The 24914-nt window shown below is 74.5% G+C and carries 22 protein-coding genes and 2 pseudogenes; 15 read left to right on the forward strand and 9 right to left on the reverse strand.

The genetic code is table 11. The features are described from left to right. Positions 1–16 precede the first annotated feature (16 nt). From PGB27_RS25695 to PGB27_RS25705, 4 genes and pseudogenes are all read left to right on the forward strand, one after another. Positions 17–1114 carry an SDR family oxidoreductase gene (locus PGB27_RS25695; protein ID WP_274203288.1) on the forward strand — a complete coding sequence of 366 codons (1098 nt, stop codon included), beginning with the start codon at positions 17–19 and terminating at the stop codon, positions 1112–1114. 27 nt (positions 1115–1141) lie between these two features. Beyond that, positions 1142–2017 carry a glutamate racemase gene (locus tag PGB27_RS25700; RefSeq protein WP_274203289.1) on the forward strand — a complete coding sequence of 292 codons (876 nt, stop codon included), beginning with the start codon at positions 1142–1144 and terminating at the stop codon, positions 2015–2017. Positions 2018–2079: 62 nt separating this feature from the next. Further along, positions 2080–2169: pseudogene (locus PGB27_RS29510) on the forward strand (three-helix bundle dimerization domain-containing protein); the annotation flags it as partial. Between the two features lie 21 nt (positions 2170–2190). After that, on the forward strand, positions 2191–2550 hold the full coding sequence (locus tag PGB27_RS25705; RefSeq protein ID WP_274203290.1) for a PRC-barrel domain-containing protein: 360 nt from the start codon (positions 2191–2193) through the stop codon (positions 2548–2550). A gap of 28 nt (positions 2551–2578) precedes the next feature. Here PGB27_RS25705 and PGB27_RS25710 read toward each other — a convergent pair whose 3' ends face one another. Continuing rightward, positions 2579–3334: a lytic murein transglycosylase gene (locus tag PGB27_RS25710; protein WP_274203291.1), complete on the reverse strand. Its 756-nt coding sequence runs from the start codon at positions 3332–3334 to the stop codon at positions 2579–2581. Positions 3335–3632: 298 nt separating this feature from the next. On the opposite strand from PGB27_RS25710, the gene PGB27_RS25715 reads away from it, so the two are divergent. Continuing rightward, on the forward strand, positions 3633–4589 hold the full coding sequence (locus PGB27_RS25715; RefSeq protein ID WP_274203292.1) for an alpha/beta hydrolase: 957 nt from the start codon (positions 3633–3635) through the stop codon (positions 4587–4589). Between the two features lie 7 nt (positions 4590–4596). Here PGB27_RS25715 and PGB27_RS25720 read toward each other — a convergent pair whose 3' ends face one another. Further along, on the reverse strand, positions 4597–5340 hold the full coding sequence (locus PGB27_RS25720; RefSeq protein WP_274203293.1) for a 3-oxoacyl-ACP reductase family protein: 744 nt from the start codon (positions 5338–5340) through the stop codon (positions 4597–4599). Positions 5341–5578: 238 nt separating this feature from the next. Between PGB27_RS25720 and PGB27_RS25725 the strand changes: the two genes are divergently transcribed. From PGB27_RS25725 to PGB27_RS25745, 5 genes are all read left to right on the forward strand, one after another. Next, a complete protein-coding gene (locus PGB27_RS25725; protein ID WP_274203294.1) occupies positions 5579–6817 on the forward strand; it encodes an alpha/beta fold hydrolase in 1239 nt (412 codons plus the stop codon). Positions 6818–7024: 207 nt separating this feature from the next. Continuing rightward, positions 7025–8203, forward strand: coding sequence for an acetyl-CoA C-acetyltransferase (locus tag PGB27_RS25730; RefSeq protein WP_274203295.1), 1179 nt, complete (start codon positions 7025–7027; stop codon positions 8201–8203). A 277-nt stretch (positions 8204–8480) separates the two neighbouring features. Next, a complete protein-coding gene (locus tag PGB27_RS25735) occupies positions 8481–9569 on the forward strand; it encodes an S-(hydroxymethyl)mycothiol dehydrogenase (RefSeq protein ID WP_274203296.1) in 1089 nt (362 codons plus the stop codon). Then, complete coding sequence (locus PGB27_RS25740; RefSeq protein WP_274203297.1) at positions 9566–10210, forward strand: MBL fold metallo-hydrolase; 645 nt, start codon at positions 9566–9568, stop codon at positions 10208–10210. Before PGB27_RS25735 ends, PGB27_RS25740 begins: the two co-directional genes overlap by 4 nt. 7 nt (positions 10211–10217) lie before the next feature. Then, complete coding sequence (locus PGB27_RS25745; protein ID WP_274203298.1) at positions 10218–11306, forward strand: gamma-glutamylcyclotransferase family protein; 1089 nt, start codon at positions 10218–10220, stop codon at positions 11304–11306. Between the two features lie 3 nt (positions 11307–11309). On the opposite strand, the gene PGB27_RS25750 is transcribed toward PGB27_RS25745, so the two are convergent. Then, complete coding sequence (locus PGB27_RS25750) at positions 11310–11603, reverse strand: hypothetical protein (protein WP_274203299.1); 294 nt, start codon at positions 11601–11603, stop codon at positions 11310–11312. A 167-nt stretch (positions 11604–11770) separates the two neighbouring features. On the opposite strand from PGB27_RS25750, the gene PGB27_RS25755 reads away from it, so the two are divergent. The 3 genes from PGB27_RS25755 to PGB27_RS25765 all read left to right on the forward strand — a co-directional run bounded on the left by PGB27_RS25755 (position 11771) and on the right by PGB27_RS25765 (position 14970). Continuing rightward, the gene (locus PGB27_RS25755) at positions 11771–12703 is read left to right on the forward strand and encodes an ABC transporter ATP-binding protein (RefSeq protein WP_274203300.1); all 933 of its coding nucleotides are present in this window, start codon (positions 11771–11773) and stop codon (positions 12701–12703) included. Beyond that, complete coding sequence (locus tag PGB27_RS25760) at positions 12700–13893, forward strand: ABC transporter permease (protein WP_274203301.1); 1194 nt, start codon at positions 12700–12702, stop codon at positions 13891–13893. The genes PGB27_RS25755 and PGB27_RS25760 overlap by 4 nt, the downstream gene beginning before the upstream one ends. Positions 13894–13974: 81 nt before the next feature. Further along, a complete protein-coding gene (locus PGB27_RS25765; RefSeq protein ID WP_274203302.1) occupies positions 13975–14970 on the forward strand; it encodes a glycine betaine ABC transporter substrate-binding protein in 996 nt (331 codons plus the stop codon). 76 nt (positions 14971–15046) lie between these two features. Here the strand turns inward: PGB27_RS25765 and PGB27_RS25770 are convergent, their stop codons facing one another. The 4 genes from PGB27_RS25770 to PGB27_RS25785 all read right to left on the reverse strand — a co-directional run bounded on the left by PGB27_RS25770 (position 15047) and on the right by PGB27_RS25785 (position 19994). Further along, on the reverse strand, positions 15047–16432 hold the full coding sequence (locus PGB27_RS25770; RefSeq protein ID WP_274203303.1) for a cryptochrome/photolyase family protein: 1386 nt from the start codon (positions 16430–16432) through the stop codon (positions 15047–15049). 143 nt (positions 16433–16575) lie between these two features. Then, a complete protein-coding gene (locus PGB27_RS25775; protein WP_274203304.1) occupies positions 16576–17880 on the reverse strand; it encodes a citrate synthase in 1305 nt (434 codons plus the stop codon). 246 nt (positions 17881–18126) lie between these two features. Continuing rightward, positions 18127–19062, reverse strand: coding sequence for a carbohydrate kinase family protein (locus PGB27_RS25780; RefSeq protein WP_274203305.1), 936 nt, complete (start codon positions 19060–19062; stop codon positions 18127–18129). Beyond that, positions 19059–19994 carry an aldose 1-epimerase family protein gene (locus PGB27_RS25785; RefSeq protein ID WP_274203306.1) on the reverse strand — a complete coding sequence of 312 codons (936 nt, stop codon included), beginning with the start codon at positions 19992–19994 and terminating at the stop codon, positions 19059–19061. The genes PGB27_RS25780 and PGB27_RS25785 overlap by 4 nt, the downstream gene beginning before the upstream one ends. Positions 19995–20082: 88 nt before the next feature. Here PGB27_RS25785 and PGB27_RS25790 point away from each other — a divergent pair, with 88 nt between their 5' ends. After that, positions 20083–21597 (forward strand): NAD(P)/FAD-dependent oxidoreductase, encoded by a 1515-nt coding sequence (locus PGB27_RS25790; RefSeq protein ID WP_274203307.1) that lies wholly within the window; start codon positions 20083–20085, stop codon positions 21595–21597. Here the strand turns inward: PGB27_RS25790 and PGB27_RS25795 are convergent. Then, positions 21570–22907, reverse strand: a pseudogene (locus PGB27_RS25795) (MFS transporter); the annotation flags it as partial. The gene PGB27_RS25790 and the pseudogene PGB27_RS25795 overlap by 28 nt on opposite strands. Positions 22908–22925: 18 nt before the next feature. After that, positions 22926–23549: a pyridoxamine 5'-phosphate oxidase gene (pdxH, locus tag PGB27_RS25800; RefSeq protein ID WP_274203345.1), complete on the reverse strand. Its 624-nt coding sequence runs from the start codon at positions 23547–23549 to the stop codon at positions 22926–22928. Between the two features lie 230 nt (positions 23550–23779). On the opposite strand from pdxH, the gene PGB27_RS25805 reads away from it, so the two are divergent. Further along, entirely contained in the window at positions 23780–24907 is a 1128-nt protein-coding gene (locus PGB27_RS25805; protein ID WP_274203308.1) for a citrate synthase 2, read from the forward strand. Positions 24908–24914 lie beyond the last annotated feature (7 nt).

Genomic DNA, 24914 nt, shown 5'->3' on the forward strand with positions numbered 1-24914 from the left:
ATCCCGGAGGCCTGAGTTGGCGACGACCGTGCTCTACACCGGCTTCCCCGGCTTCCTGGGCACCGCGCTCCTGCCCCGGACGCTGCGCCGCTCCCCCGACGCGCAGGCCGTCGCCCTCGTGCAGGAGCGCTGGCTCGACCAGGCGCGCCGGACCCTCGAGCGCCTCGAGGCCGCCGAGCCCGCCATCGCCGGACGCACTCGCCTCGTCGTCGGCGACATCACCCGCCCGGGCCTCGGCCTCGACGCGGAGGAGACCGCGGCGCTGCGCCGCGGGCCGCTGGAGATCTTCCACCTCGCCGCGGTCTACGACCTGTCGGTCGCCCCGGAGCTCGCGTGGGCGGTCAACGTCGAGGGCACGCGCCACGTCGTCGACCTCGCCCGCGGCGCCGACGAGCTCGTACGGCTGCAGTACGTCAGCACCTGCTACGTCTCCGGGCGCTACCCCGGCATCTTCGCCGAGGACGACCTCGAGCTCGGCCAGTCCTTCTCCAACCACTACGAGCACACCAAGCACGAGGCGGAGCGGGTCGTCGCCAAGGCCCGGGACGCCGGGATGCCGGTGACGATCTACCGGCCGTCGGTGGTCGTCGGCGACAGCCGGACCGGCGAGACCCAGAAGTACGACGGGCCCTACTACGCCCTGCAGCTCATCGCCCGCCAGGGCCGGGTCGCGGTCATGCCGCTGCCCGGCGACCCGTCGCGGGTGCAGTTCAACCTGGTGCCGAGCGACTTCGTCGTCGACGCGGTCGCCGCGCTCGCGCCCCACCCCGGGGCGGAGAACCGGACGGTGGCGCTGGCCGCGCCGCGCCCGCCCTCGGTGCTGGAGATGTGCGAGGCGTTCGCGGCCCACACCGGCAAGCGGCTCAAGGTGGTGCCGGTGCCGACGACGCTCTCGCGCTTCTCGATCGACCACCTGCCGGGCGTCGGGCGCCTGTTCAAGCTGCCCTCGTCGACCCTGGACTACCTGACCCACCCCACGGTCTACGACGTCACCGCCACCACCGCGCTGCTCGACGAGGTCGGCGTGCGGTGCCCGTCGTTCGCCGAGCACGTCGGCGCGATGGTGGCCTACCACCGCGAGCACCCGGACGTGGGCAGCGCCGCGATGGTCTGAGATCGCGGGGTCCTAGACTCGGGGCCGATGGCCGGCCAGCCCCAGCGTCCCCCGCGGGTCGCGCTCCTCGACTCGGGATGCGGCCTGCTGCCCACCGCCGGGTGGCTGCGCCACCTGCGCCCGGACCTCGCGCTCGACCTCTACCTCGACCCCGAGGGCATGCCGTGGGGGTCGAAGGCGTCGTCGTGGATCGTCGACCGGGTGCTCGACACCGGCCGGCTCGCCGTCGAGCGGGGCGCCGACGCGATCGTCGTGCCGTGCAACACGGCGTCGGTGACCGCGGTGGTGCCGCTGCGCGAGGCGCTCGAGCCCGACCGGCCGGTGGTCGCGACGGTGCCGGCGGTCAAGCCCGCGGGCGCCACCGGGCTGCCCTTCGCCGTGTGGGCCACCGAGCGCACCACCGGCAGCGAGTACCAGGCCGACCTCCTCGCGCGCTTCGCCGCGCCCGGCCAGGCCGAGTCCGTCGCCTGTCCCGGGCTCGCCACCGCCGTCGAGCACGCCGACGCCGACGCCGTGCGGGAGGCGGTCGCCTACGCCGCGGCGCGCACGCCCGCCCGGGCCCGCTCGGTCGTCCTCGGCTGCACCCACTACCCGCTCGTCGTCGAGGAGATCCTCGCCGCGCTGCCGCCGGGCACCGGGCTGCACGACAGCTCGCGCGCCGTCGCCGGGCAGGCGCTGCGCCGCCTCGGCCTGCCCGAGGACCCGACCGCCGGGCCCGCCGATGTCCGCGTGCACCTCGGCGGCGAGGAGGGCGCCCTGCCGCCGTCGGCGCTCGCCTACCCGATCGGCCGCGCGCTGGCCCGGGGCGGGCGGATCTCCCGCGCCGAGCTGCCGACCACCGACGAGACGCTGCTCGGCACCCGCCCGGACACCGCGGAGCAGCCGGCGCTGCGCGGGGCGTGACCGCGGCGGTCTGAGGCGACCGGTGTGACGTCGTCGGTCCGGGTGAGTACCGGCTCGTCTCGGCGCCCCGGGAGCGCCTCGCGGGCGCGCGGGTCAGCGCCGTCCTCCCGATCCTCGTCGAGCGGTCGGTGCGCCGGGCCCTCGCGGCCTGAGGAAGCCCTAGGCTCGGGCCCGTGATCCCGGCCGAGAACATCCGCGACTGGCGCAATCGCCCGGTGGTCGACCCGGACGGTTCGAAGATCGGGACCCTGGACGCGGTCTACGTCGACACCCTGGGCGACGAGCCGGTGTTCGCGACGGTGAAGATCTCCTCGCTGTTCGGGGGCACGCGGCTCGCCTTCGCCCCGCTCAAGGGCGCCGTCGTCACCCCCGACCACGTGAAGATCGCCTTCGGCCGGGAGCTCGTGCGCGAGGCGCCGTCGATCGACACCGACGGCGAGCTGCGCGCCGAGGACGAGCCGGGCGTCTTCGGCCACTACGGGCTCGAGTACCGCACCGGGTCGCTCGGCGAGCGGCGGCTCGCCCGGCGGTGAGCCCGGCGGTGAGCCCGGCACCGGCCGCTCAGGACGTGGCGTCCGCGGCGCCCCGGGCCTCGCGCCGCACGCGGTCGACGTAGGCGTTCGAGCGGTTGTAGGCGAGCACCGCGGCGCGCCAGTCGTCGCCGCGGCGCAGGTCGCGGTCGTCGGCGCAGAGGTAGCGGGCGGCGGCCAGGGCGGCGTCGTCGAGGTCGTCGGGACTGCGCACGCCGTCGCCGTCACCGTCGGCGCCGTAGAGGTCCCAGGTCGTCGGGATGAACTGGAGCGGGCCGACCGCGCGGTCGTACGTGGTGTCGCCGTCGAGCCGCCCGCCGTCGGTGTCGCGGATGGTCCGGTTGCCGCCGGTGCCGTCGAGCTCGGGGCCCCGGATCGGGTCGAGCGGGCGGCCGGCGTCGTCGAGCGCGGTGTCCCCGAACCGGCCGTGGTCCGACTCGACCCGCCCCAGCCCGGCGAGCGTCACCCAGGACAGCCCGCAGTCGGCGAGCTCGTCGCGCGCGGCGGCCTCCGCACCGGCGTAGGCGAGGAGCGCGCGGCCGGGCACGCCGCTGCGCCCGGCCGCGTCCGCCGCCCAGGTGTCCCGCGCACCGGCGTCGGCGGGCACCGGCGCGGCGACCGGCTGCGCGTAGGTCGGCGCGGCGTCGGGGCCCCGGCGGGTCACCGCGACCACGCCCGCGACCGCTGCGGTGACGAGCAGGACGAGCACGACGGCCGCGGCGAGGAGGGTTTCGAGCTGCCGGGCGTCGGGCCGATCGCTGCTCGACGTCGGTGGCGGCGTGCTCACCCACCCGACGCTACGGGCCGCGTCGTCGCGCTCCCGTCAGCGCGGGTTCCGACGACCGGAGCAACCGCCCGCCGGTGCCGCGCGGAGTGTCGTCGCTGCGACACGCGTCTCACCCGCTCGTCCCCGTGGACCAGGAACCGGTCACCGACGGCCCCCGATCGATGGGCCGTTCGGGGAGCACCCGGCGCCGCTGATCGGGCACGCTGTCGGCCTCCCACCGGGTCGGGGGTGATCACCGGCTGATCACCGCCACGCGGCGGGGCGCGAGCTTCCAGCAGGGTCGCCGGGAGGGGGCGCCATGGACATCGACGTCCGGCTGCGCGTGTTCACGTGGTTCGCCGACGTGTCGGGAGCCGTCGCGGTCAGCCGCATGGGCCCCGAGGAGATCACCCGCGCCCGCGCGCGACGGCTGTCGCACAACCTCGTCACCTCGCGGGTCTTCGGTCCGATGCCGCGGGGCGTGCTCGTCACCGACCGTGTCGCCGACACCGCCGTCGGGCCGCGCCCCGTGCGCCTGTACCGCCCGCACACGGCCCGCGCGCTGCCCGTCGTCGTCAACTTCCACGGCGGCGGCGGGACGCTGGGCAACCTCGACCAGTCCGACTGGCTGTGCGCGCACGTCGCCGCGCGGGTCGGCGCGCTCGTGGTGTCGGTCGACTACCGCCTCGCCCCCGAGCACCCCTACCCGGCGGGGCGCGAGGACGGGTACGCGGCGGTGTCGTGGGTGGCGCGCGAGGCGGCGTCACTCGGGGCGCGTCCCGACCGCCTGGCGGTCATGGGCGACAGCGCCGGCGGCAACCTCGCCGCCGTCGTCTGCCTGCTGGCCCGCGAGGCCGGGCCGGTGATCGACGCCCAGGTCCTGCTCTACCCCGTGCTCGACCTGACCTTCACGCGGCCGTCGGTGGAGCGCTTCGCGGGCGGGCCGGTGCTCACGCGCGCGGACATGGAGGTGTTCCGGCGCCACTACCTGGGCGGCCCCGCCGACCACGCCGACCCGGGCGACCCGCTCTGCTCGCCGCTGCTCGCGCCGGACGTGTCCGACCTGCCCCCGGCTCTCGTGATCACGGCCGGGATCGACCCGCTGCACGACGACGGCGTCGACTACGCCGCCCGGCTGGGCGCGGCCGGCGTGCCCGTCCGGCACACCGACCACGCCCGTGCCGTGCACGGCTTCCTGTCGTTCCCCGGCGTCTGCCGGGCCTCGGCGACGGCGCTCGACGACGTGTGCGCCGAGCTGACCGCGCGCCTGGCGTAGAGCCTGGTCAGGCGTCCATGTGCAGGCCGCCGTTGACCGAGTAGACCTGGCCCGTGATGTACCCCGACTCGGGGTCGGACAGGAACTCGACCACGCGGGCGATCTCGTCCGGCTGGCCCAGGCGCTTGAGCGGGATCCCCGACACGATCTTCTCCAGGGCCTGCTCGGGCACGGCGGCCACCATGTCGGTCTCGACGTAGCCCGGCGCCACGCAGTTGACCGTGACGCCCTTGCGCGCGCCCTCCTGGGCCATCGACATCGTCATGCCGAAGAGCCCGGACTTGGTCGCCGCGTAGTTGACCTGCCCGGCGTTGCCCTTCTCGCCGATGACCGAGCTGATGTTGACGATGCGGCCCATGCCCCGCTCGGCCATGTGCAGGTACGCGAGCTGCGACATGTAGAACGTGCCCGAGAGGTTGACCTGGACGACGCGGTCCCAGTCGTCGACCTCCATCTTCGCCACCATCTTGTCCGCGGTGATGCCGGCGTTGTTGACCAGGACGTCCACGCGGCCGTGGGCCTGGAGCACCTCGTCGAACACGCGCTCGCAGTCGGCGCGGTTGCCGATGTTGCCCTGGTGGATGGTGATCTGGTCCGGGAACTCGGCCTTGAGCTCCTCGGCCGAGTCCGGGTTCGACGAGTAGCCGACGCCGACCTTCATGCCGCGCCGGGCCATCCGCTCGCTGATCGCGCGCCCGATGCCCCGGGCGCCGCCGGTCACGATGGCCACCTGTCCGGTCATGTCTCCCATGCGTGCTCCCCTGCGTCGTGGACAGCGCTGTCGGCGGTCCGTGTACCCACGCCGTGGGCCGGACCACACGATCCGATGCCATCGAACTGGGCGGATCGGGCCGTGGGGAAGCCCCGAACGGTCCTACCGTGCGGTAGACGCTCGTTGCGAACCATCCCAAGCACCCGTACGGTCCACGCAGCACCCAGAGCCGGGTGCGATCGAGCGCTCACCCTGCGTGGGCGCGAGGAGGTGCGCCATGACGGCCCTCGCCGACGACCTCGAGTCCACCGACGACGTGCTGGACGCCGACCCCACGGCGGCCCAGACCGAGGCCCCCTCACCCGATCCCGCCGCCTATCTGCGCGGCTACCACGCGACGGCCGCCGTGCGCGGCGTGGCGGAGATGACCAAGGGCGCGGGCTACGTGGCCCGCCGGGCGCTGCGCCAGGCGCTGACCCCCGGCCGCAACACGCGGGACGCGCAGCGCTGGTGGCGCCACGTGCTCACCCGCCGGCGCCCGCAGTGGCACAACGAGCACGAGATCGTCTTCGAGACGCCCATCGCGCGCCTGCGCGACTTCTCGCAGGGCTCGACCGACGACGTCGTGCCCGCCCTCGTGCTGCCGCCCCAGGCCGGGCACGACTCGTGCATCGTCGACTTCCAGCCGCGCCAGTCGCAGATGATGGTCATCCGCGAGGCCGGGCTGACCCGCGCGTTCACCCTCGACTGGGTCGGCGCCACCCGCGCGACCTCGGGGACGACGATCGAGGACTACATCGCGGTGGTGGACCGGGCCGTCGAGCACGCCGGCGGCAAGGTCAACCTCATCGGCGACTGCCAGGGCGGGTGGCTCGCGACCATCTACGCCGCGATCCACCCGGACAAGGTCAACACGCTGACCCTCGCGGGCGCGCCGATCGACTTCCACGCCGGCGAGACCCCGATCGGGGCGTCGTCGCGCGTGTTCACCCAGCGCTTCGGCCAGCTGCCCTACCGGGCGATGGTCGCGGCGGGCGGCGGCAACATGCCGGGCGCGTTCGTGCTGGGCGGCTTCATCGCGATCCGGCCCGACGCGGAGATCGCCAAGCACGTCGACCTGCTGCGCAACCTCGACGACCCGGTGGCCATCGGGCGCTACGAGGCGTTCGAGGACTGGTTCAAGCACACGCAGGACGTGCCCGGCACGTTCTACCTGTGGCTGGTCGAGCACCTCTTCGCGGGCAACGAGCTCGTCCACGGCGACCTCGTGGTCGGCGGGGAGCGCGTCGACATGCGGCGGATCTCCTGCCCGCTGTTCCTGCTCGGCGGCGCGACCGACCACATCACGCCGCCGGTGCAGGTCTTCGCCGCCGCGGACCACGTGTCCACGCCGGCCGACCAGGTCACCACGCGGACCGCGCCCGGTGGCCACCTCGGGCTGTTCATGGGCAACCAGGCGCTGCGCCACGAGTGGCCGCCGCTCCTGGCCGCCGTCGCGGAGCACTCGCGTCCGTGACCGCTCGACCTGGAACGATCCCGCAGATCCTGCGGTGATCCTCCGCCCGCGGGCCTGGGTGACGGCCCCGGCCCGCGGGTACGTTCAGACGTCCGGCCCTCGTGTGACGAGGGCACCGCGCACCGTGACCACCCACTTCGACCGCCCGGGTGGTCGGTCGTCCCCGGCGCACCGCCGCGCCACCCATCGACCAGGAGGGTCCACCGCATGCCCGGCTCCGTCATCGTCTCCGGCAAGCGCACTCCCATCGGCAAGCTCTCCGGCGCGTTCGCCGGCATGACGGCCGGCGACCTGGGCACCACGGCGATCAAGGCCGCGCTCGAGGCCGCCGGCATCACCGGAGAGCAGGTCGAGTACGTGATCATGGGTCAGGTGATCCAGGCCGGGAACGGCCAGAACCCGGCCCGCAAGGCGTCCACCGACGCCGGCATCCCGATGTCGACGCCCTCGTTCACGCTGAACAAGGTCTGTCTGTCCGGCCTCGACACCGTCGCCCTCGCCGACCAGATGATCCAGGCCGGTGAGTACGACATCGTCGTCGCCGGCGGCATGGAGTCGATGACGCAGGGGCCGCACATGCTCCCGAAGGCGCGCTCGGGCTACAAGTACGGCTCGGGCACGCTCGTCGACGCCACCGAGCACGACGGTCTCACCGACGTCTACGACCACGAGTCGATGGGCGCCTCGACCGAGCGCTTCGCCTCGTCGATCGGGCTGTCGCGCCAGGAGATGGACGAGGTCTCGGCCGCGTCCCACCAGCGCGCCGCCGACGCCGCCAAGAACGGCCGTTTCGAGGCCGAGATCACCGCCGTCCAGGTGCCGCAGCGCAAGGGCGACCCGATCAGCGTCACCGAGGACGAGGGCGTCCGCGGCGACACCACCGCGGAGGGCCTCGGCAAGCTCAAGCCGGCGTTCTCCAAGGAGGGCGCGATCACCGCGGGCAGCAGCTCGCAGGTCTCCGACGGCGCGTCGGCCACGGTCGTCATGTCGGCGAAGAAGGCCCAGGAGCTGGGCCTCGAGCCGCTGTGCGAGATCCGCAGCCACGGCTGGGTCGCCGGCCCGGACAACTCGCTGCTCTCGCAGCCGTCGAACGCCGCGTTCAAGGCGCTGCGCCGCGAGGGCATCGACCCCTCGGACGTCTCCCTGTGGGAGATCAACGAGGCGTTCGCGGCCGTCGCGATCCAGTCGGCCCGCGAGCTGGGTCTGAACTCCGACCAGGTCAACACCGACGGCGGCGCCATCGCCCTGGGCCACCCCATCGGCGCCACCGGCAACCGGCTCGCGGTGCACGCCGCCCACGAGCTGCGCCGCCGTGGCGGCGGCTACGCGGTCGCCAGCCTCTGCGGCGGCGGCGGCCAGGGCTCGGCGCTGATCTTCCACGCCTGACGCACGACCCCCACGGCGCGGCGGTCACCTCTCGCGAGGTGGCCGCCGCGCCGTCGTGCCTGCGGGAACCGGCGCCGGGCTCGCTGCGTCGAACCCGGGTGCGGGGCCGCGCCCGGTGGGAGGAGCCGGCGCGGCCCCGTCCGGACGACCAGGCTGTGGATCGATCATGCTCACGGCGGTGACCATGGTCGGGTGCGCATGCCAAGGTGGGCGCCCGGGCACAGGTGACCCGGAGCACACCCTGAGAACCACACCCTGAGAACACGGAGGCGAGCACATGCCGCAGGAGGTCCGGGGCGTCGTGTCCCGGGAGAAGGGCAAGCCGGTGACGGTCGAGACGATCGTCATCCCCGATCCCGGTCCGGGCGAGGCCGTGGTGAAGGTCCAGGCCTGCGGGGTCTGCCACACCGACCTGCACTACCGCGAGGGCAACATCGAGGACGCCTACCCGTTCCTGCTCGGCCACGAGGCCGCAGGCGTGGTGGAGGCGCTCGGCGAGGGCGTCGAGGGGCTCGAGGTCGGCGACTACGTCATCCTCAACTGGCGTGCCGTGTGCGGGGTCTGTCGCGCGTGCCGCAAGGGCCAGCACCACCTGTGCTTCGACACCCACAACGCTGCCCAGGCGATGACGCTCAAGGAGACCGGCGAGGAGCTCAAGCCGGCCCTGGGCATCGGCGCGTTCGCGGAGAAGACGCTGGTGCACTCCGGCCAGTGCACGAAGGTCAACCCCGACATCGATCCGGCCCAGGCCGGGCTCATCGGCTGCGGGATCATGGCCGGCGCGGGCGCCGCCATCAACACCGGCGAGGTCAAGCGCGGTGAGACCGTGGCGGTCATCGGCTGCGGCGGGGTGGGCGACGCGGCGATCGCCGGCGCGGCGCTGGCCGGGGCCACGACGATCATCGCGGTCGACACCGAGGACCGGAAGCTGGAGTGGGCCAAGGGCTTCGGCGCCACCCACACCATCAACGCGAAGAACACCGACCCGGTGCAGGGCATCCGCGACCTCACCGGCGGCTTCGGCGCCGACGTCGTCGTCGACGCGGTCGGCATCCCGGCCACGTGGAAGCAGGCGTTCGAGGCCCGCGACCTCGCCGGCCGGCTGGTGCTCGTCGGCGTGCCGTCGCCGGACATGAAGCTCGAGGCCGACTTCCAGCCGTTCTTCTCCCACGGCGGGTCGCTGCGGGCGTCCTGGTACGGCGACTGCCTGCCCAGCCGCGACTTCCCCATGCTGGTCGACCTCGCCCTGCAGGGCCGTTTTCCGCTCGACAAGTTCGTCACCGAGCGGATCTCCCTCGACGACGTCGAGCAGTCCTTCGAGAAGATGCACCACGGTGACGTGCTGCGTTCGGTGGTGATCCTGTGACCGCCGAGAAGGTGAGCGAGGGCGTCGAGCACCTCACCACGTCCGGCCAGTTCCAGATCGACGGGAACTCGTTCGACGTCGACAACAACGTCTGGATCGTCGGCGACTCGTCCGAGGTCGTCCTCCTCGACGCCCCGCACGACGCGGAGGCGATCAAGAAGGCGATCGGCGACCGCAACGTCGTGGCCATCCTGTGCACGCACTCGCACAACGACCACGTCAACGCGGCGCCGGCGATCGCGTCGGCGTTCGACGCGCCGATCCTGCTCAACCCGGACGACCGGGTGGTCTGGAACCTCACCTACCCGGACCGCGAGCCCGACGGCGAGATCCACGACGGCGAGACGTTCACCATCGGCGGGATCGACCTCCGGGCGATCCACACGCCGGGGCACTCCCCCGGGTCGACGGTGTTCTACGCGCCCGACCTCGGCACGCTGTTCTCCGGGGACACCCTGTTCAACGGCGGGCCCGGTGCGACGGGGCCGTCGTACTCGGACTTCAACGTGATCATCGAGTCGCTGGCGGAGAAGGTCTTCTCACTGCCCGGGGACACCATCGTGCGCACCGGGCACGGCGACACGACGAAGGTCGGGGACGAGGCCTCGCGCCTCGAGGAGTACCGCGAGCGGGGCTACTGACGCGGGCTTGACCCCCTCTCCGGACGACGAGTACCCGGCCGACCCCTATCCCGGGGTCGCGCCGGGTTTCTCGTTCGTGCACCTGCATCGGGCGAGCCACCGGCTCGAGCCCTCCGACCGGGCCGCGGCCGGGTGGACCGTGGACGGCGACGACCTCGACCGGTGGCTCGCCGGGCACGGGGCCGCGCCGATGGCGGCGAGGGTCCCGGTGCTCGCCTTCGGGTCCAACCGCAGTCCGGGCAAGCTGACGTGGCTGCGCGAGCACCTGGGCCTCGCGGGGCCGGTGGTGGTCCTGCGCGCGCGGGTGGAGGGCCTGGCCGCGGTGTGGGCCGCGGGGCTGCGGGCGCGGGACGGGGCGCGGCCGGCGACGCTCGCCGTGGCGGCGGGCGCGGTCGAGACCCACGCGGTGTGGATGGCGACGCCGGACCAGGTCGCCGTGCTCGACCGCTGCGAGGGACGGGGCGAGCGCTACGACCTCGTGCGGCTGCGTACGGGCCACGTGGAGACCGAGGACGGCGCGCGCCTCGACGGCGTCTGGACCTACTGGGCGGGCGCCCCGGGGCCACGCCGCGCCGCGGAGCCGGACCCGTCCGCGTCGCGGGCCCCGCTGCTCGTCGACGGGGCGCCGGTGCCGGTCGTCGATGTCGACCAGGCCGCCGCCCGGGACCTCGTGGGCGAGCCGGCCCCGCCCGTCCGGGACGTCGTCAGCGTCGAGCACGGCACCCCCGACCCGTCGTCGTGGCCCGACCGCGTGTTCGTCTACGGCACCCTGATGCCGGGCCGGCGCGCCTGGCGGCTGATGGCGCCGCACGTCACGGGCGCGCCCGTCGAGGCGTGGCTGCCGGGCCGGGTGCACGACACCGGGCGCGGCTACCCGGCCCTCGTCCGTGGCGGTCCGGGACGGGCGCACGGGGCCGTGCTGACGCTCGCCGACCCGCCGGCCGCACTGCCGGCGCTCGACGCCTACGAGGGGCCCGAGTACCGCCGCCAGCGCGCCGTCGCGCACACCGCCGGCGGGCGCCTGCCGGTATGGGTGTGGACCTGGCCCGGCCCGGTGTCCGGCGCGCCGCTGACCGACCCCTGGCCGGTGGGCTGAGGGCTACCAGCGCGTGCGGACGGTGACCCAGCCGGGCGCCGCGGGTGCCGCCGGGGAGACCGGGCGCGGCGCCGCCTCCGGCGTCGGACCCGTGGCGGCGTCCTCGTCGCGCCGGTGGGCGTGGCGTCCGAGCGCGAGGAGCACCGTCCCCACGAGGAGCGCGACGCCCGCCAGGACGAGCACACCGAGCGCGACGAACGACGGCACGCCGTGCAGCCGCGGGACCCCGGGCACAGCGAGCGGCACGGCGCCCAGGAGCAGGATCATCGTCACCGTCGCCACCACCGCGATGCGCACGCCGCCCCCTCCCGCCGGATCTCCAGCCTCCACCGGAGGTCGCACGGTCCACCAGGGCTCGTTACCCCGAACGGGGTCACGATGCGGTCCCGGTCGGCGGGTCGTCCCCCGGTGGACGCGATCGGGGGACTCCGACATCCTGACCGCCGGCTCGGAGGTGGGGAGCGATGCTCGAGATCGACGGGATCTCCAAGCGGTTCGGGTCCACGGTGGCGCTGGACGGCATGACCTTCACGGTGCGGCCCGGGGAGCTCTACGGCTTCGTCGGCGCCAACGGCGCGGGCAAGACGACGACGATGCGGATCGCGCTCGGCGTGCTCGCCGCCGACGCCGGGGAGGTGCGCCTGGACGACCGCCCGCTCGACGCCTCATCGCGGCGGCGGATCGGCTACATGCCCGAGGAGCGCGGCCTCTACCCGCGCATGGCCGTCGGCACCCAGCTGCGGTACCTGGCCGAGCTGCGCGGGCGCTCGGCCGCCGAGGCGCGGGCGGCCACCGAGCGCTGGACCGAGCGCCTGGGGATCGCCGATCGCCGCGCCGACGAGGTCCAGCGCCTGAGCCTGGGCAACCAGCAGCGCGTCCAGCTCGCCGCCGCGCTCGTCGCCGACCCCGACGTCCTCGTGCTCGACGAGCCCTTCTCGGGCCTCGACCCGATGGCCGTCGACGTCATGAGCGAGGTCCTGCGCGAGCGCCGGGACGCGGGCGCGCCGGTGGTCTTCTCGTCGCACCAGCTCGAGCTCGTCGAGCGGCTCTGCGACCGGGTCGGGATCGTGCGCGCGGGGCGCCTCGTCGCCGAGGGCACGGTCGCGGAGCTGCGCGAGGCCTCGGCGACCGAGGTCGTCGTCGACGCCCCGCGGGCGGCGACGGGGTGGGCCGACGTCCTGCCCGGCGTCGCCGCGGTCCGCACGACCGCGGAGGGCACCGTGCTGACGCTGGCCGACGCCTCCGACGCGACGCTGGGCACGGTGCTCGACGCGGCGCGGCGCACGGGCCCGGTACACGAGTTCCGGCGCCGCCGCCCGACTCTCGCCGAGATCTACCGCGACGCCGTCGCCGACCACCACCCGGACGCCCGCCCGCGGCCCGGCGCCGCGGCGTGACCGGACGCCTGCGCCCCGTCGCGCTCATCGCCCGGCGGGAGTTCGCCGCGCGGGTCCGGGGGCGCGCGTTCGTCTTCGGCACCCTCGCCGTCCTGGTGCTGCTCGGCGCCTACGCGGCGGTGCTCGCCACCATCACCGCGGGCGAGGACACCGCGCGGGTCGGCGTCACGGGCCCCGCGACCGTCCTCGCCGGCCCGTTGCAGCGCGCGGCCCCCACCGAGGGCGTCACGCTCACGGTCATCCCGCAGCCCGACGTCGCGGCGGGCGAGGCCGCGGTCCGCGCCGGCGACCTCGACGCCCTCGTCGGCGGTGAGCCCGCGCGACCACGGGTGTTCGTCGAGTCGGAGCCCCCGGCCGACCTGGAACGGGTGCTGGACGACGCCACGACCGTCGTCGCCCGCGACGCGTTCCTCACCGGCCGCGGGGTGGCCCCGGGGGCGCTGGACGCGGCGCTGGCCGAGTCGGGGCCGGTGTTCGTGGCCGTCGAGCCGCCCGACCCGCAGGCCGGGCCGCGGCTGGGCCTGGGGCTGGCGGGCGCGTTCCTGCTGTTCTTCTCCATCCAGTCCTACGGCGCGATGGTCGCCCAGGGCGTCGTGGAGGAGAAGGCGAGCCGCGTCGTCGAGATCGTGCTGTCGTCGGTGCGGCCGTGGCAGCTGCTGCTGGGCAAGGTGCTCGGGCTCGGCGCGGTGGGGCTGCTGCAGCTCGTGATCCTCGGGGGTGCCGGGCTCGCCGTCGCCGGGGTGGCGGGCGTGCTCGTCGTGGGCCCCGGGCTCGTGACGACGCTGGTGTCGGTGGTCGTCTGGTACCTGCTCGGGTTCGCGCTCTACGCGACGGTGTTCGCCGCCGCCGGGTCGCTGGTGTCGCGCCAGGAGGACACGCAGAGCGTGCTCTCGCCGGTGACGATCACGGTGCTGCTCGGGTTCGTCGTCGGCTTCAACCTGCTGACCTCCGACCCGCGCGGCACCGGGATCACCGTGCTCTCGCTGCTGCCGCCGTTCAGCCCGCTGTTCATGCCCGCCCGCGTGGCGCTGGGGGTCGCGCCGGTGGGCCAGGTCGTGCTCGCCTTCGCGCTGACGATCGCGTTCACGGGCGTCGTGCTGGCCCTCGGGGGGCGGATCTACGCGAACTCGGTGCTGCGCACGGGTGCGCGCGTGTCGCTGCGTGAGGCCCTGGGGCGGGCCCGGAGCTGACGGGGCGTCCGCCGGCGACGCGAAGCGGTCGAGATCGTCTCCCCCCTCGCCTTCTCCCGCCGGTGGTGCAACGATCTCGCGATGCTCACACGGTCCACGGGGCGGATGGTCGGCGCGACCATCGCCGTGCTCGCGTTCGTCCTCGCCGGCTGCGGCGGCCTCTCCGGCTCCGGTCAGCCCCAGGCCCAGGGCGGCAGCCTCGCCGCCAGCGGTATCAACCTCGCCGGGCAGACCTACACGGTCGGTGGGCAGGAGTTCGACGAGCAGCTGCTGCTCTGCAAGATGAGCGTCGCCTCCCTGCAGTCGGTCGGCGCGACCGTCAACGACCGCTGCAACATCACCGGCTCCGCCGCGGCCCGCCAGGCGCTGCTCTCCGGCGAGATCGACATGGGCTGGTCGTACACCGGCACCGGCTGGATCGCGAACCTCGGCAACACCACGCCGATCCCCGACTCGCAGCAGCAGTACATCGCGACGCGCGACCAGGACCTGGAGCGCAACCAGATCGTCTGGACCAACCCGACGCCGTTCAACAACACCTACGCGATCGCCACCACCCGGGCCTTCGCCGACCAGAACAACCTGCGCACCACGACGGACTGGGCGAACTTCATCAACAGCGGCGACCCGCGGGCCACCACCTGCGTCGAGGCCGAGTTCGCGAGCCGCAACGACGGCCTGCCCAACCTGCTCAAGACCTACGGGGTCACCCGGCCCTACGACTCCCCGCCGGCGCTGACCGTGCTCGACACCGGCGCGATCTACCAGGCCACGGCCAACGCGAACCCCTGCTTCTTCGGCGAGGTGTTCACCACCGACGGTCGCATCCCGGCGCTGAACCTCGTGTCGCTCGCCGACGACCGCAACTTCTTCCCGAAGTACAACGCGTCGAACACCATCCGCAAGAACGTCGTCGACCGGAACCCGCAGGTCGTCGAGGTGTTCAACCAGATCGCGCCGCGCCTGACCGACGACGTCATGCTCAACCTCAACGGGCAGATCTCGTCCCAGGGCCGCGACGCCGACCAGGTCGCCCGCGAGTTCCTGACGCAGCAGGGCCTCATCGGCCAGCAGTGACACCCGCCCCCTGCTGACCGAAGGGCACCTCCGCTCGACTAGATCGAGCGGAGGTGCCCTTCGCTCGTCAAGGGTCTCAGAGGCGGTTGAAGCGGTCCAGGGCCTCGGCGCGCTCGGCCTTGTGGTCGACGATCGGGGCCGGGTAGTCCGCCGGCGGCTCGGCGAGTGTCCAGGGCTGGTGGACCTTCTTGCCCTCGATCCCGGCCAGCTCGGGCACCCAGCGGCGGACGTAGTCGCCCTGCGGGTCGAAGCGCTCGCCCTGGGTCACGGGGTTGAAGACCCGGAAGTACGGGGCGGCGTCGGTGCCCGTGCCCGCGGCCCACTGCCAGCCGTGCTGGTTCGACGGGAGGTCGCCGTCGACGAGCAGCTGCAGGAAGTGCCGCGCGCCCCGCCACCACGGCAGGTGCAGGTCCTTGACGAGGAACGACGCGACCGCCATCCGCATGCGGTTGTGCATCCACGCCTCGCCGCGCAGCTGGCGCATCGCGGCGTCGATGGCCGGGAAGCCGGTGCGGCCCTCCTGCCAGGCGCGGAAGCGCTCCTCGGCCTCCTTGCCGGTGTCGTAGGGCATGCGGTCGAACTTGGGGTCGAAGTTCTCGCGGGCCGAGCGGGGGTAGAACCACAGCACCGCGGCGTAGAAGTCGCGGAAGCACAGCTCGTTGCGGTAGGACTGCGCGCCCTTGCCGCTGGTGCCGATGCCGCCGAGCAGCGTGCGCGGGTGGATCACGCCGTACTTCAGGTACACCGACATCCGCGAGGTCGCGGGCTTGTCGGGGCGGTCGCGTAGGTCGTCGTAGTCGGCGAGGTGCTCGTCGACGAACGCCTCCCAGTGCTCGCGGGCGGCCCGCTCGCCGGCCTCGGGCAGCTCGGCCTCGACGGACTCGTCGCCGGGGATCGTCACGGCGCGGGGGCCGCCGTCCTTCTCCGACGGGTCCATCCAGTCGACGGTCGCGGCGTCGGTGTCGGCCGGCGCCCCCTTCTCCCGCTTGGCCCACTCACGGCTGAACGGCGTGTAGACCCGGTACGGCTCGCCGTCGGACTTCGTGATCTTCCCGGGCTCGACGGCGTAGGGCGACCCGGTGCGCACGAGGTCGACGTCCCGCTCCCCCAGCGCCTTCTCGACGGCCTCGTCGCGCTCGCGGCCGTAGGGCCCGAAGTCGGCGGCGATGTGCACGCTCCCGGCCTTCACCGCGCCCGCCAGCTTCGGGATCGCCTCGGCCGGGTCGCCGCGCACGACGAGCAGCCGCCCGCCCAGGGACGCGTCGAGGTCGCGCAGGCTGCGGAAGAGGAAGGTCCGCCGCGCGGCGCCGGACGGCCCGAGCAGCTTCTCGTCCAGCACGAACACCGCCAGCGCACGGCGCGCCCGCGCCGCGGCGGCCTCGAAGACCGGCTGGTCGTGGACCCGCAGGTCGCGGCGGAACCAGACGATCGCGGTGTCGTCGCGGTCGCGGGAGTCGCTCATGTCGGACGGCTACCCCGGCCTCCGGGGACTACGCCCCCGTCGCCCGCCCGGCGCGGTGAGCGCACCGGACCGGGCGAGCGAACGGGGACTCCGTGCGCGTAGAAGCAGCGAACAGCACGTTCGCTGCAACGCGCTGCAGCCCCTCAGCGCTGGTCGAGGCCCACGTAGGAGCGCTCGGTCGGGCCCGTGTAGACCTGGCGCGGGCGGCCGATGCGGGTGTCCGGGTCGTCGATCATCTCGCGCCAGTGGGCGATCCAGCCCGGGAGGCGGCCGATGGCGAAGAGCACCGTGAACATCTCGGTCGGGAAGCCCATGGCCTGGTAGATCAGGCCGGTGTAGAAGTCGACGTTCGGGTAGAGCTTGCGCTCGACGAAGTAGTCGTCGTGCAGCGCGAACTCCTCGAGGCGCATGGCGATGTCGAGCATCTCGTCGCCGCCGCCGAGCTTCTCGATGATCCCGCGCGCGGTGTCGCGGACGATCGCCGCGCGGGGGTCGTAGTTCTTGTAGACGCGGTGGCCGAAGCCCATGAGCCGGACGCCCGGCTCCTTGTTCTTGACCTTGCGGACGAACTCGTCGGCGTTGCCCTCGTTGTCGCGGATGCCCTCGAGCATCGACAGCACCGCCGCGTTGGCGCCGCCGTGCAGCGGGCCGAACAGGGCGTTGATGCCCGCGGAGATCGACGCGAAGAGGTTGGCCTGCGACGAGCCGACCATGCGCACCGTCGACGTCGAGCAGTTCTGCTCGTGGTCGGCGTGCAGGATGAACAGCATGTCCAGCGCCTTGGCGACGTCCGGGTCGACCTCGTACGGCTCGGCCGGCAGGCCGAAGGTCAGGCGCAGGAAGTTCTCGACCAGGCCCAGCGAGTTGTCCGGGTACAGGAACGGCTGGCCGATCGAGTTCTTGTAGGCGTAGGCCGCGATCGTCGGGACCTTGGCCAGCAGGCGGACGCTGGACAGGTCGACGTTCGGCTCGTCGAAGGGGTCGAGGCTGCGCTGGTAGAAGGTCGACAGCGCCGAGACGGCGGACGACAGCACCGGCATCGGGTGCGCGTCGACCGGGAAGCCGTCGAAGAACTTCTTCAGGTCCTCGTGCAGCATCGTGTGCCGCTGGATCTGGTCGGTGAAGGTCTCGAGCTGCTGCTTGTTCGGCAGCTCGCCGTAGATCAGCAGGTAGCTGGTCTCGACGAACGTGGAGTTCTGCGCCAGCTCCTCGATGGGGTAGCCGCGGTAGCGCAGGATGCCCGCGTCACCGTCGATGTACGTGATGTCCGAGCGGCAGGCGCCGGTGTTCACGTAGCCCGGGTCGAGCGTGATCAGACCGGTCTCGCCGAGCATCTTCCCGAGCGCGACGCCCGAGGCACCCTCGGTCGCCTCGACGATCTCCATCTGGTGCTCGCCGCCCGGGTACGACAGCGTGGCGGTGCGCTTCTCGGAGTCCTCGCTGGCCATCGGCAGTCAGTCCCTCTCGCGCTCGTCCGCGGCGGGAGGGCGGCGGCGCCGGCTCGGCGAGCGGAGGTGCCGGGCCGCCCGGCCGGAGGGGGTGTCCCCGCGGCGCGCTCCCGCAGCAGTGGGGGTGGTTCGAGCGCGAACCGTAGCGCCCGGAAAGCCCGCTGTGCAGTACGAGGACCGGCGCCGCGCGGCGTGGGACACGTCACTCCGTGACAACTGCGTTACGACCCAGCGTCACGACCGACATCAGGGACGCTCGAGCTCGTCCCGCCACGGCGGCTCGGCCCCGGCCCGCGAGACGGTCCAGGCCGCGGCGCGGGCCGCGGCGCGCAGCGCGTCGGTCCAGGCGTCGGCGTCGAGATCCGCGACGGCGGCCCGGTCGAGGGCGTCACGGCGGGCGAGCCAGGCCAGCAGGGCGGCGTGCACGCTGTCGCCCGCCCCGATCGTGTCGACCAGCGGCCCGACGGCGTCCGCCGGCACCGCCACGACCCCGCCGCGTGTGTGGGCCGTGAGCCCCTCGGCGCCGCGGGTCAGGACCACCGCGCCCGCCCCGGCGTCGAGCAGGTCCGACGGCGTGCGACCCCACCGCTCGGCGTCCTCGTCGGAGAGCTTGACCAGGCCCGCGACCCCCGCGATCGCGTCGAGGCGGGCGATCACGGCGTCGGGGTCGTCGACGAGCCCGGGGCGCAGGTTGGGGTCGAGGCTGACCAGCCGCCCGCGCTCGGCCTCCCGCGCGGCGAGCGCGGCGTAGCGCGACGCGCCCGGCTCGAGCACCAGCGACAGCGTCCCGACCGCGACCGCGGCGGTGTCGGCCGGCAGCTCCCCGGGGTCCGCGACGAGGCGGTCGGCGCTGCCCGCGACGTGGAACGCGTAGTGCGCGGCGCCGGCGGCGTCGAGGGTGACGACGGCCAGCGTCGTCGGCTCGGGCCCGCGCTGCAGCAGCGAGGTGTCGACGTCGTTGGCCTCGAGCCGGCGGACCAGGGCCTCGCCGAAGGCGTCGGTCGACAGGCGCGTGAGCATCGTCGTCGGCACCCCGAGGCGGCCGAGGCCGACGGCGGTGTTGAACGGCCCGCCACCGAGACGCGGCGCCAGCGCGCGCAGGGCCGGGTCGTCGGGGTGCTCGTCCCCGGTGGGGACCAGGTCGACCAGCGCCTCGCCGCCGACGACGACGCGGCCGGTCACGACGGGTCCTCCCCGACGGGTCCGGCTCCGCTGCGCGGCGCGTCCTGCGCCGTGACGCCCCAGCGCACGACCCACGTCTCCCCCGGCGCGAGCACCCGCAGGTCGGTGCCGGAGTTGGCGGCGTCGGGCGGGCAGGTCATCGGCTCCACGGCGACGGCCTTGCCGCGCCCGGCGAGGTCGTCGGGCGTGAACGCCTGCACCCAGCGCACGTCGGACCCGCCCCACAGGGCGGTGGCCCGGCCGTCGGGCGCGGTCAGGACGCCCAGCACGCCGTCCCCACCCGGGGCGGCGCCGAAGCAGGTGTCGAGGGCGAGGTCGGCGACGCGCCGGCCGCCGCGCAGGTCCTCGTCCGGGGTCACCGGGCGCACCGCGGTCGGGATCATCCGCTCGTCGGTGTCGACGATCCGGTCGGCCGCGAGGCGAAGCGTGCAGTCGGCGGGGGCGACGTCGCCGACGCGCAGGTAGGGGTGGGTGCCGACGCCCGCGGGGACCTCGACGTCGCCCGTGTTGGTCAGCGCGTGCCCGACGGCGAGGCCGGTGGGTGTCGCGGTGTAGGTGGTCTCGACGTGCAGGGGCCCCGGCCAGCCCCAGCCGGCGTCGACGTCGGCGGCGAGGGTCACGGCGTCCGCGGCGCGCTCGACGACCCGCCACGGCCGGCGGCGCAGGAAGCCGTGGATGGCGTGGCCGCGGGCGGGCTCGGTGGCCTCGAGGTGGTACTCGCGGCCGGCCCAGCGGTACACGGCCCCGGCGATGCGGTTCGGCCACGGCACGAGCACGCAGCCCGCGCCCATCGGGGGGCTCGCGTCGGCGTCGTAGGACTCGACGCGGTCCTGCCCGTCGACGCTCAGCACCCGCAGGCCCGCGCCCACCTCGGTGACGACGGCGCGGGTCGGCCCCGCGACGAGGTCGATCTGCTCGCCGGTCGGGTGCACGGCAGAACACGCTAGCGGTTGTGACGATCGGTTTGCGTCTGCCCGACGCCGGTTTCGTCCCCCGGTCCGAGTGGTCACCTAGCCGGACATGACGGAGGACACCCCGGGAGACCACGGCCGCCCGCCGAAGGTCGTCATCGTCGGCGGCGGGTTCGCCGGCTTCCAAGCGGCGCGGTCCCTCGCCAGACGGATGGGCGACGAGGTCGACATCGTCCTCGTGAGCCCGACCAACTACTTCCTCTACCTGCCGCTGCTGCCCGAGGTGGCCGCCGGCATCCTCGAGCCGCGCCGGATCTCCGTCGCCCTCGCCGCGGCCCTGCCGCGCTGCGTGCGCCACGCCCCGGGCGAGGTCGACGAGCTCGACCTCGACGGGCACACCATCGGCTGGCTCGACCCCGAGGGCGTGCACCACGAGACACACTGGGACCGGCTGGTCATCGCGGCCGGCAGCGTGCACAAGGTGCTCCCGGTGCCCGGCATCACCGAGTACGCGCAGGGATTCCGCGGCGTTCCCGAGGCGCTCTACCTGCGCGACCACCTGATCCGGCAGGTCGAGCTCGCGGCGATGTGCGAGGACCCCGAGGAGCGCGCCGCCCGACTGACCGTCGTCGTGGTCGGCGGGGGCTACACGGGCACCGAGGCCACCGCCCAGGGCTTCCTGTTCACCAAGGAGCTGGCCGCGAGCCGCGGGCTCGAGGAGGTCCCGCGCTGGGTGCTCGTCAGCCGCGGCGAGGTCCTGTCCGGGCTCGACGCGCACCTGGGCCGCAACGCCGAGCGGGTGCTGCGCGAGCGCGGGGTCGACGTGCGCACCGGCGAGCAGGTCGACGAGGCCACCGGCGACGGCGTGCGCCTGAGCTCGACGGGCGAGCACATCCCGACCCGCACCCTGCTGTGGTGCGTCGGGGTGCGCCCCGACCCGCTGATCGACGAGCTCGGCGTCGAGGTCGACCAGGGCCGCATCGTCGCCGACACCCACCTGCGCGTGCCCGGGCATCCCCACGTGTTCGCCTGCGGGGACGCCGCCGCGGTGCCCGACCGGGCCCGCCCCGGCCAGTACACGGCGATGACCGCCCAGCACGCCGAGCGCCAGGGCAAGCTCGCGGGACGCAACGTCGCCGCGTCGCTCGGGCACGGGCGCAGCAAGGCCTACAAGCACCGCGACCTCGGCTTCGTCGTCGACCTCGGTGGCTTCGACGCGGCGGCCAACCCGCTGGGCCTCAAGCTGACCGGGGTGCCCGCCCACGTCGTCGCCCGGGGCTACCACCTGCTCGCCATGCCCGGGAACCGCCTGCGCACCGCCGTGGACTGGCTGATGGACGCCCTCCTGCCGCGCCAGACCGCGCAGCTCGGGCTCGTGCGCTCCCCCGCGGTGCCGCTGGACTCCGCCTCGCCGGAGGTCCCGCAGCACGGGCTCGGCTTCCCGCACCGGCGGTCCCCGGGTCAGGCGGGTCCGTCGTCGGACGCCGTCTTCCCGCCGCGCCCGGGCGGATCGGCCGAGGCCGCGTCACCCGAGGCGTCGTCGGAGGCGGCATCGGCGGAGACCTCCTCGGAGGCGGCCACGGCCTCGGGCGGCGGCGGGTCGCCGGGCAACGGGGCCCGGTAGCGCCAGAACACGGGGAAGACGGCCACGACCAGGACCGTCAGCACGATGACGCCGATGCCGCCGACGAACGTGGCGGTGCCGGTGCCCCACGCGTCGGCGGCCGGGCCGTGCCAGAGGTCGCCCACGCGGGGGCCACCGGCGACGACCACCGTGAAGACCCCCTGCATGCGCCCGCGCATCCGGTCGGTGGCGACGACCTGCAGCATCGTCTGCCGGAACACCGCGCTGACGAGGTCGGCGGCGCCCGCGACCGCGAGCAGCGTCACCGCGAGCCACAGCATCGAGGTCAGCCCGGACAGCGCGACCCCGAGACCCCACACGCAGATCGCCACCGTCACGGCGACGCCCTGCCGGCGGATGCCGTGGAGACGCCCGGAGAACAGGCCGCCGAGGGTCGCGCCGATCGCGATCGAGGCGAACAGTGCGCCGAGCGCGAAGCCGCCGCCCGGCGGGTCGCCGAACACCCGCTCGGCCGCCTCGGGGAACACCGCGCGGGGCATGCCGACCGCCATCGCGACGATGTCGACGAGGAACGACACGAGCAGCACCTGGCTGGTCGCGATGTAGCGGAAGCCGGCGAGGACGTCGGCGAACCCGGCACTCTGCCGCACCGCGTGGATCGCCCCGCGCACCCCGCCCGGGCCGTCGCCGACGGGCAGGCGCGGCAGGTTGAAGGCGGCCCAGATCGACGCGGTCAGGCAGGCGGTGTCGACGAGGTAGAGGACGCCCACCGAGGTGAAGGTCAGGGTGACGCCGGCGAGCAGCGGGCCGGCGATGGCGCCGACCTGGTTCACCGTGAACAGCAGCGTGTTGGCCGCGGGCAGCTGGTCGTTGGGCAGGATCCGGGGCAGGACCGCGGCGCGGGTCGGCTGGTTGATCGCGAGGAACGCGGTCTGCACCGCGTAGAGCGTCAGGATCGTCCAGGGTCCGCCGACGCCGGTGACCGAGACGACGCCGAGCAGCGCGGAGGTCAGGGCGATGCCCGTGCCGGTGAACACCAGCAGCCCACGGCGGTCGACGGCGTCCGCGATCGCCCCGCCCCACAGGCCGAAGACGATGAGCGGGACCAGGCCGAACAGGCCGACGAGCCCGACCCACGCCGACGACCCCGTCAGCTGGTAGAGCTGTGTCGGGACCGCGACGACGGTGAGCTGCGCGCCGACGACCGTGACGATCGCCGCGATCCACAGGCGCTTGAAGGCGGGGGTGCGCAGCGGTGTGGTGTCGGCGAGGAGTCCGCGTCGCCGAGATGTCGGGTCCGGCTCCCCTCTGGGCGTGCTCCCAGGATGGCTGCGCGTCCGTCGTGGCACGGCGACGATCCTGCGCTCCTACGGCGCGAGGCGCTCCACGACCCACCCCGGATCGGTGCGGCGGAAGCGCAGCCGGTCGTGCAGGCGATCGGTGCGGCCCTGCCAGAACTCGACATGGGTGGGCACGAGCCGCCAGCCGCCCCAGTGCGGCGGGGGCGGGACCTCCTCGTCGCCGGCGAAGCGCTCGGTGACGGTCGCGAGGAGCTCCTCGAGCGCGGCCCGGTCGCGGACGACCGCCGACTGCGGCGACGCCCACGCCCCGAGCTGCGAGCCGCGCGGGCGGGTGCGCCAGTACTCGGCGGTCTCCTCGCGGGAGAGCAGCTCCACGGTGCCGACGACGGTGGCCTGGCGCTGCAGGGCGAGCCACGGGAAGGTCGCCGACGCCTGGCGCGTCTGGCGCAGCTGGTGGCTCTTCTCCGAGGTGTAGTTGGTGAAGAACGTGACCCCGGCGGCGTCGACGTCCTTGGCGAGCACGGTCCGGGTGGTGACGCGGTGCTCCTCGTCGCCGGTGGCCAGGACCATGGCGTTGGCGTCGGGCAGGCCCGCGTCGCGGGCGACCGCGATCCAGGCGTGCAGCTGCTCGTGCCAGGTCGGGGCGAGGTCGGCGGCGTCGAGCGTCGCGGCCCGGTAGTCCTCGCGCATCCCCGGCAGGCCCGTGCCCGCAGTCCGTTCCGCCAACCCGGCCTCCTTCACTGCGTCCTTGTCCGGTTTCCCGCCGCACCGTAGGCGACGGCGCCGTGCACACCACGTGAGCAGTGACACAAGCCGTCCGGCGCACGCTCCGTTGCCCGGCGCGCACCCCGCGGCGCACGGTGCTGCTGGGCAGCGGGGCCCCTGGTCCCCGCGTCGTCGACGCGAGGAGGACGAGCGCCGTGAGTCCAGCTGCTGCGAGGCCCGCCGCTGTCCCGCCCCCGCCGCCGGGGTACTCGCCGGGGCTCGAGGGCGTGGTGGCCTTCCGCACCGAGATCGCCGAGCCGGACCGCGACGGCGGCGCCCTGCGCTACCGCGGGGTCGACATCGACGACCTGGTCGGCTCCGTCGGCTTCGGCGACGTCTTCGGGCTGCTCGTCGACGGCGACCTCGGCCGTCCCCTGCCGCGCGAGGAGCCCGGGCTCGTGCCGCTCTTCTCCGGCGACGTCCGGGTCGACGCCCAGGCCGGGCTCGCGCTGCTCGGGGCGCGCTGGTCGCTGCCGCCGCTGCTCGACGCCACGCCGGAGCGTGCCCGCGACGACCTCGCCCGCTGCGCGGCAGCCGCGCTCGCGCTCGTCGCCCGCTCGGCGCGCGGGGCCGGGGCCGCGCCGGTGCCCGAGAGCGCGCTGGCCGGCGAGGACCCGGTGGAGCGCTTCCTGACCCGCTGGCACGGGGAGGCGGACCCGACGCACGTGCGGGCGCTCGACGCCTACTGGGTGTCGGCCGCCGAGCACGGGCTCAACGCCTCGACGTTCACCGCGCGGGTCGTCGCCTCGACCGGCGCGGACGCCGCTGCGTCGCTCTCCGCCGCCGTCGGGGCCATGTCCGGCCCGCTGCACGGCGGCGCGCCGGCCCGGGTGCTGCCGATGATCGCCGAGGTCGAGCGCACGGGGGACGCCGCGGGCGTCGTGCGCGGCATCCTCGACCGCTCCGAGCGGCTCATGGGCTTCGGCCACCGTGTCTACCGCGCCGAGGACCCCCGCGCCCGCGTGCTGCGCCGCACCGCCCGCGAGCTGGGCGCGCCGCGCTACGAGGCGGCCGCCGCGCTCGAGACCGCGGCGCTGGCCGAGCTGCGCGAGCGCCGCCCGGACCGGGCGATCGAGACGAACGTCGAGTTCTGGGCCGCCGTGGTGCTCGACCTCGCGGGCGTGCCGGCGGCGATGATGCCGGCGATGTTCACCTGCGCGCGCACCGCGGGATGGGCCGCCCACGTGCTCGAGCAGCGGCGCACCGGACGGCTCGTGCGCCCGTCGGCGCAGTACATCGGCCCGGGCGCGCGGCCGGTGGACGAGGTGGCGCGCACGGCCTGAGCGCCGG

It is taken from the genome of Actinomycetospora lemnae (assembly GCF_028737315.1).
GTDB classification, from domain to species: domain Bacteria; phylum Actinomycetota; class Actinomycetes; order Mycobacteriales; family Pseudonocardiaceae; genus Actinomycetospora; species Actinomycetospora lemnae.

Coding starts and splice junctions, on each gene's coding strand:
- PGB27_RS25700 (WP_274203289.1), top strand. CDS start 1,142: ATGGCCGGCCAGCCCCAGCGTCCCCCGCGGGTCGCGCTCCTCGACTCG.
- PGB27_RS25715 (WP_274203292.1), top strand. CDS start 3,633: ATGGACATCGACGTCCGGCTGCGCGTGTTCACGTGGTTCGCCGACGTG.
- PGB27_RS25720 (WP_274203293.1), bottom strand. CDS start 5,340: ATGGGAGACATGACCGGACAGGTGGCCATCGTGACCGGCGGCGCCCGG.
- PGB27_RS25725 (WP_274203294.1), top strand. CDS start 5,579: ATGACGGCCCTCGCCGACGACCTCGAGTCCACCGACGACGTGCTGGAC.
- PGB27_RS25730 (WP_274203295.1), top strand. CDS start 7,025: ATGCCCGGCTCCGTCATCGTCTCCGGCAAGCGCACTCCCATCGGCAAG.
- PGB27_RS25735 (WP_274203296.1), top strand. CDS start 8,481: ATGCCGCAGGAGGTCCGGGGCGTCGTGTCCCGGGAGAAGGGCAAGCCG.
- PGB27_RS25755 (WP_274203300.1), top strand. CDS start 11,771: ATGCTCGAGATCGACGGGATCTCCAAGCGGTTCGGGTCCACGGTGGCG.
- PGB27_RS25765 (WP_274203302.1), top strand. CDS start 13,975: ATGCTCACACGGTCCACGGGGCGGATGGTCGGCGCGACCATCGCCGTG.
- PGB27_RS25770 (WP_274203303.1), bottom strand. CDS start 16,432: ATGAGCGACTCCCGCGACCGCGACGACACCGCGATCGTCTGGTTCCGC.
- PGB27_RS25775 (WP_274203304.1), bottom strand. CDS start 17,880: ATGGCCAGCGAGGACTCCGAGAAGCGCACCGCCACGCTGTCGTACCCG.
- PGB27_RS25790 (WP_274203307.1), top strand. CDS start 20,083: ATGACGGAGGACACCCCGGGAGACCACGGCCGCCCGCCGAAGGTCGTC.
- pdxH (WP_274203345.1), bottom strand. CDS start 23,549: ATGCGCGAGGACTACCGGGCCGCGACGCTCGACGCCGCCGACCTCGCC.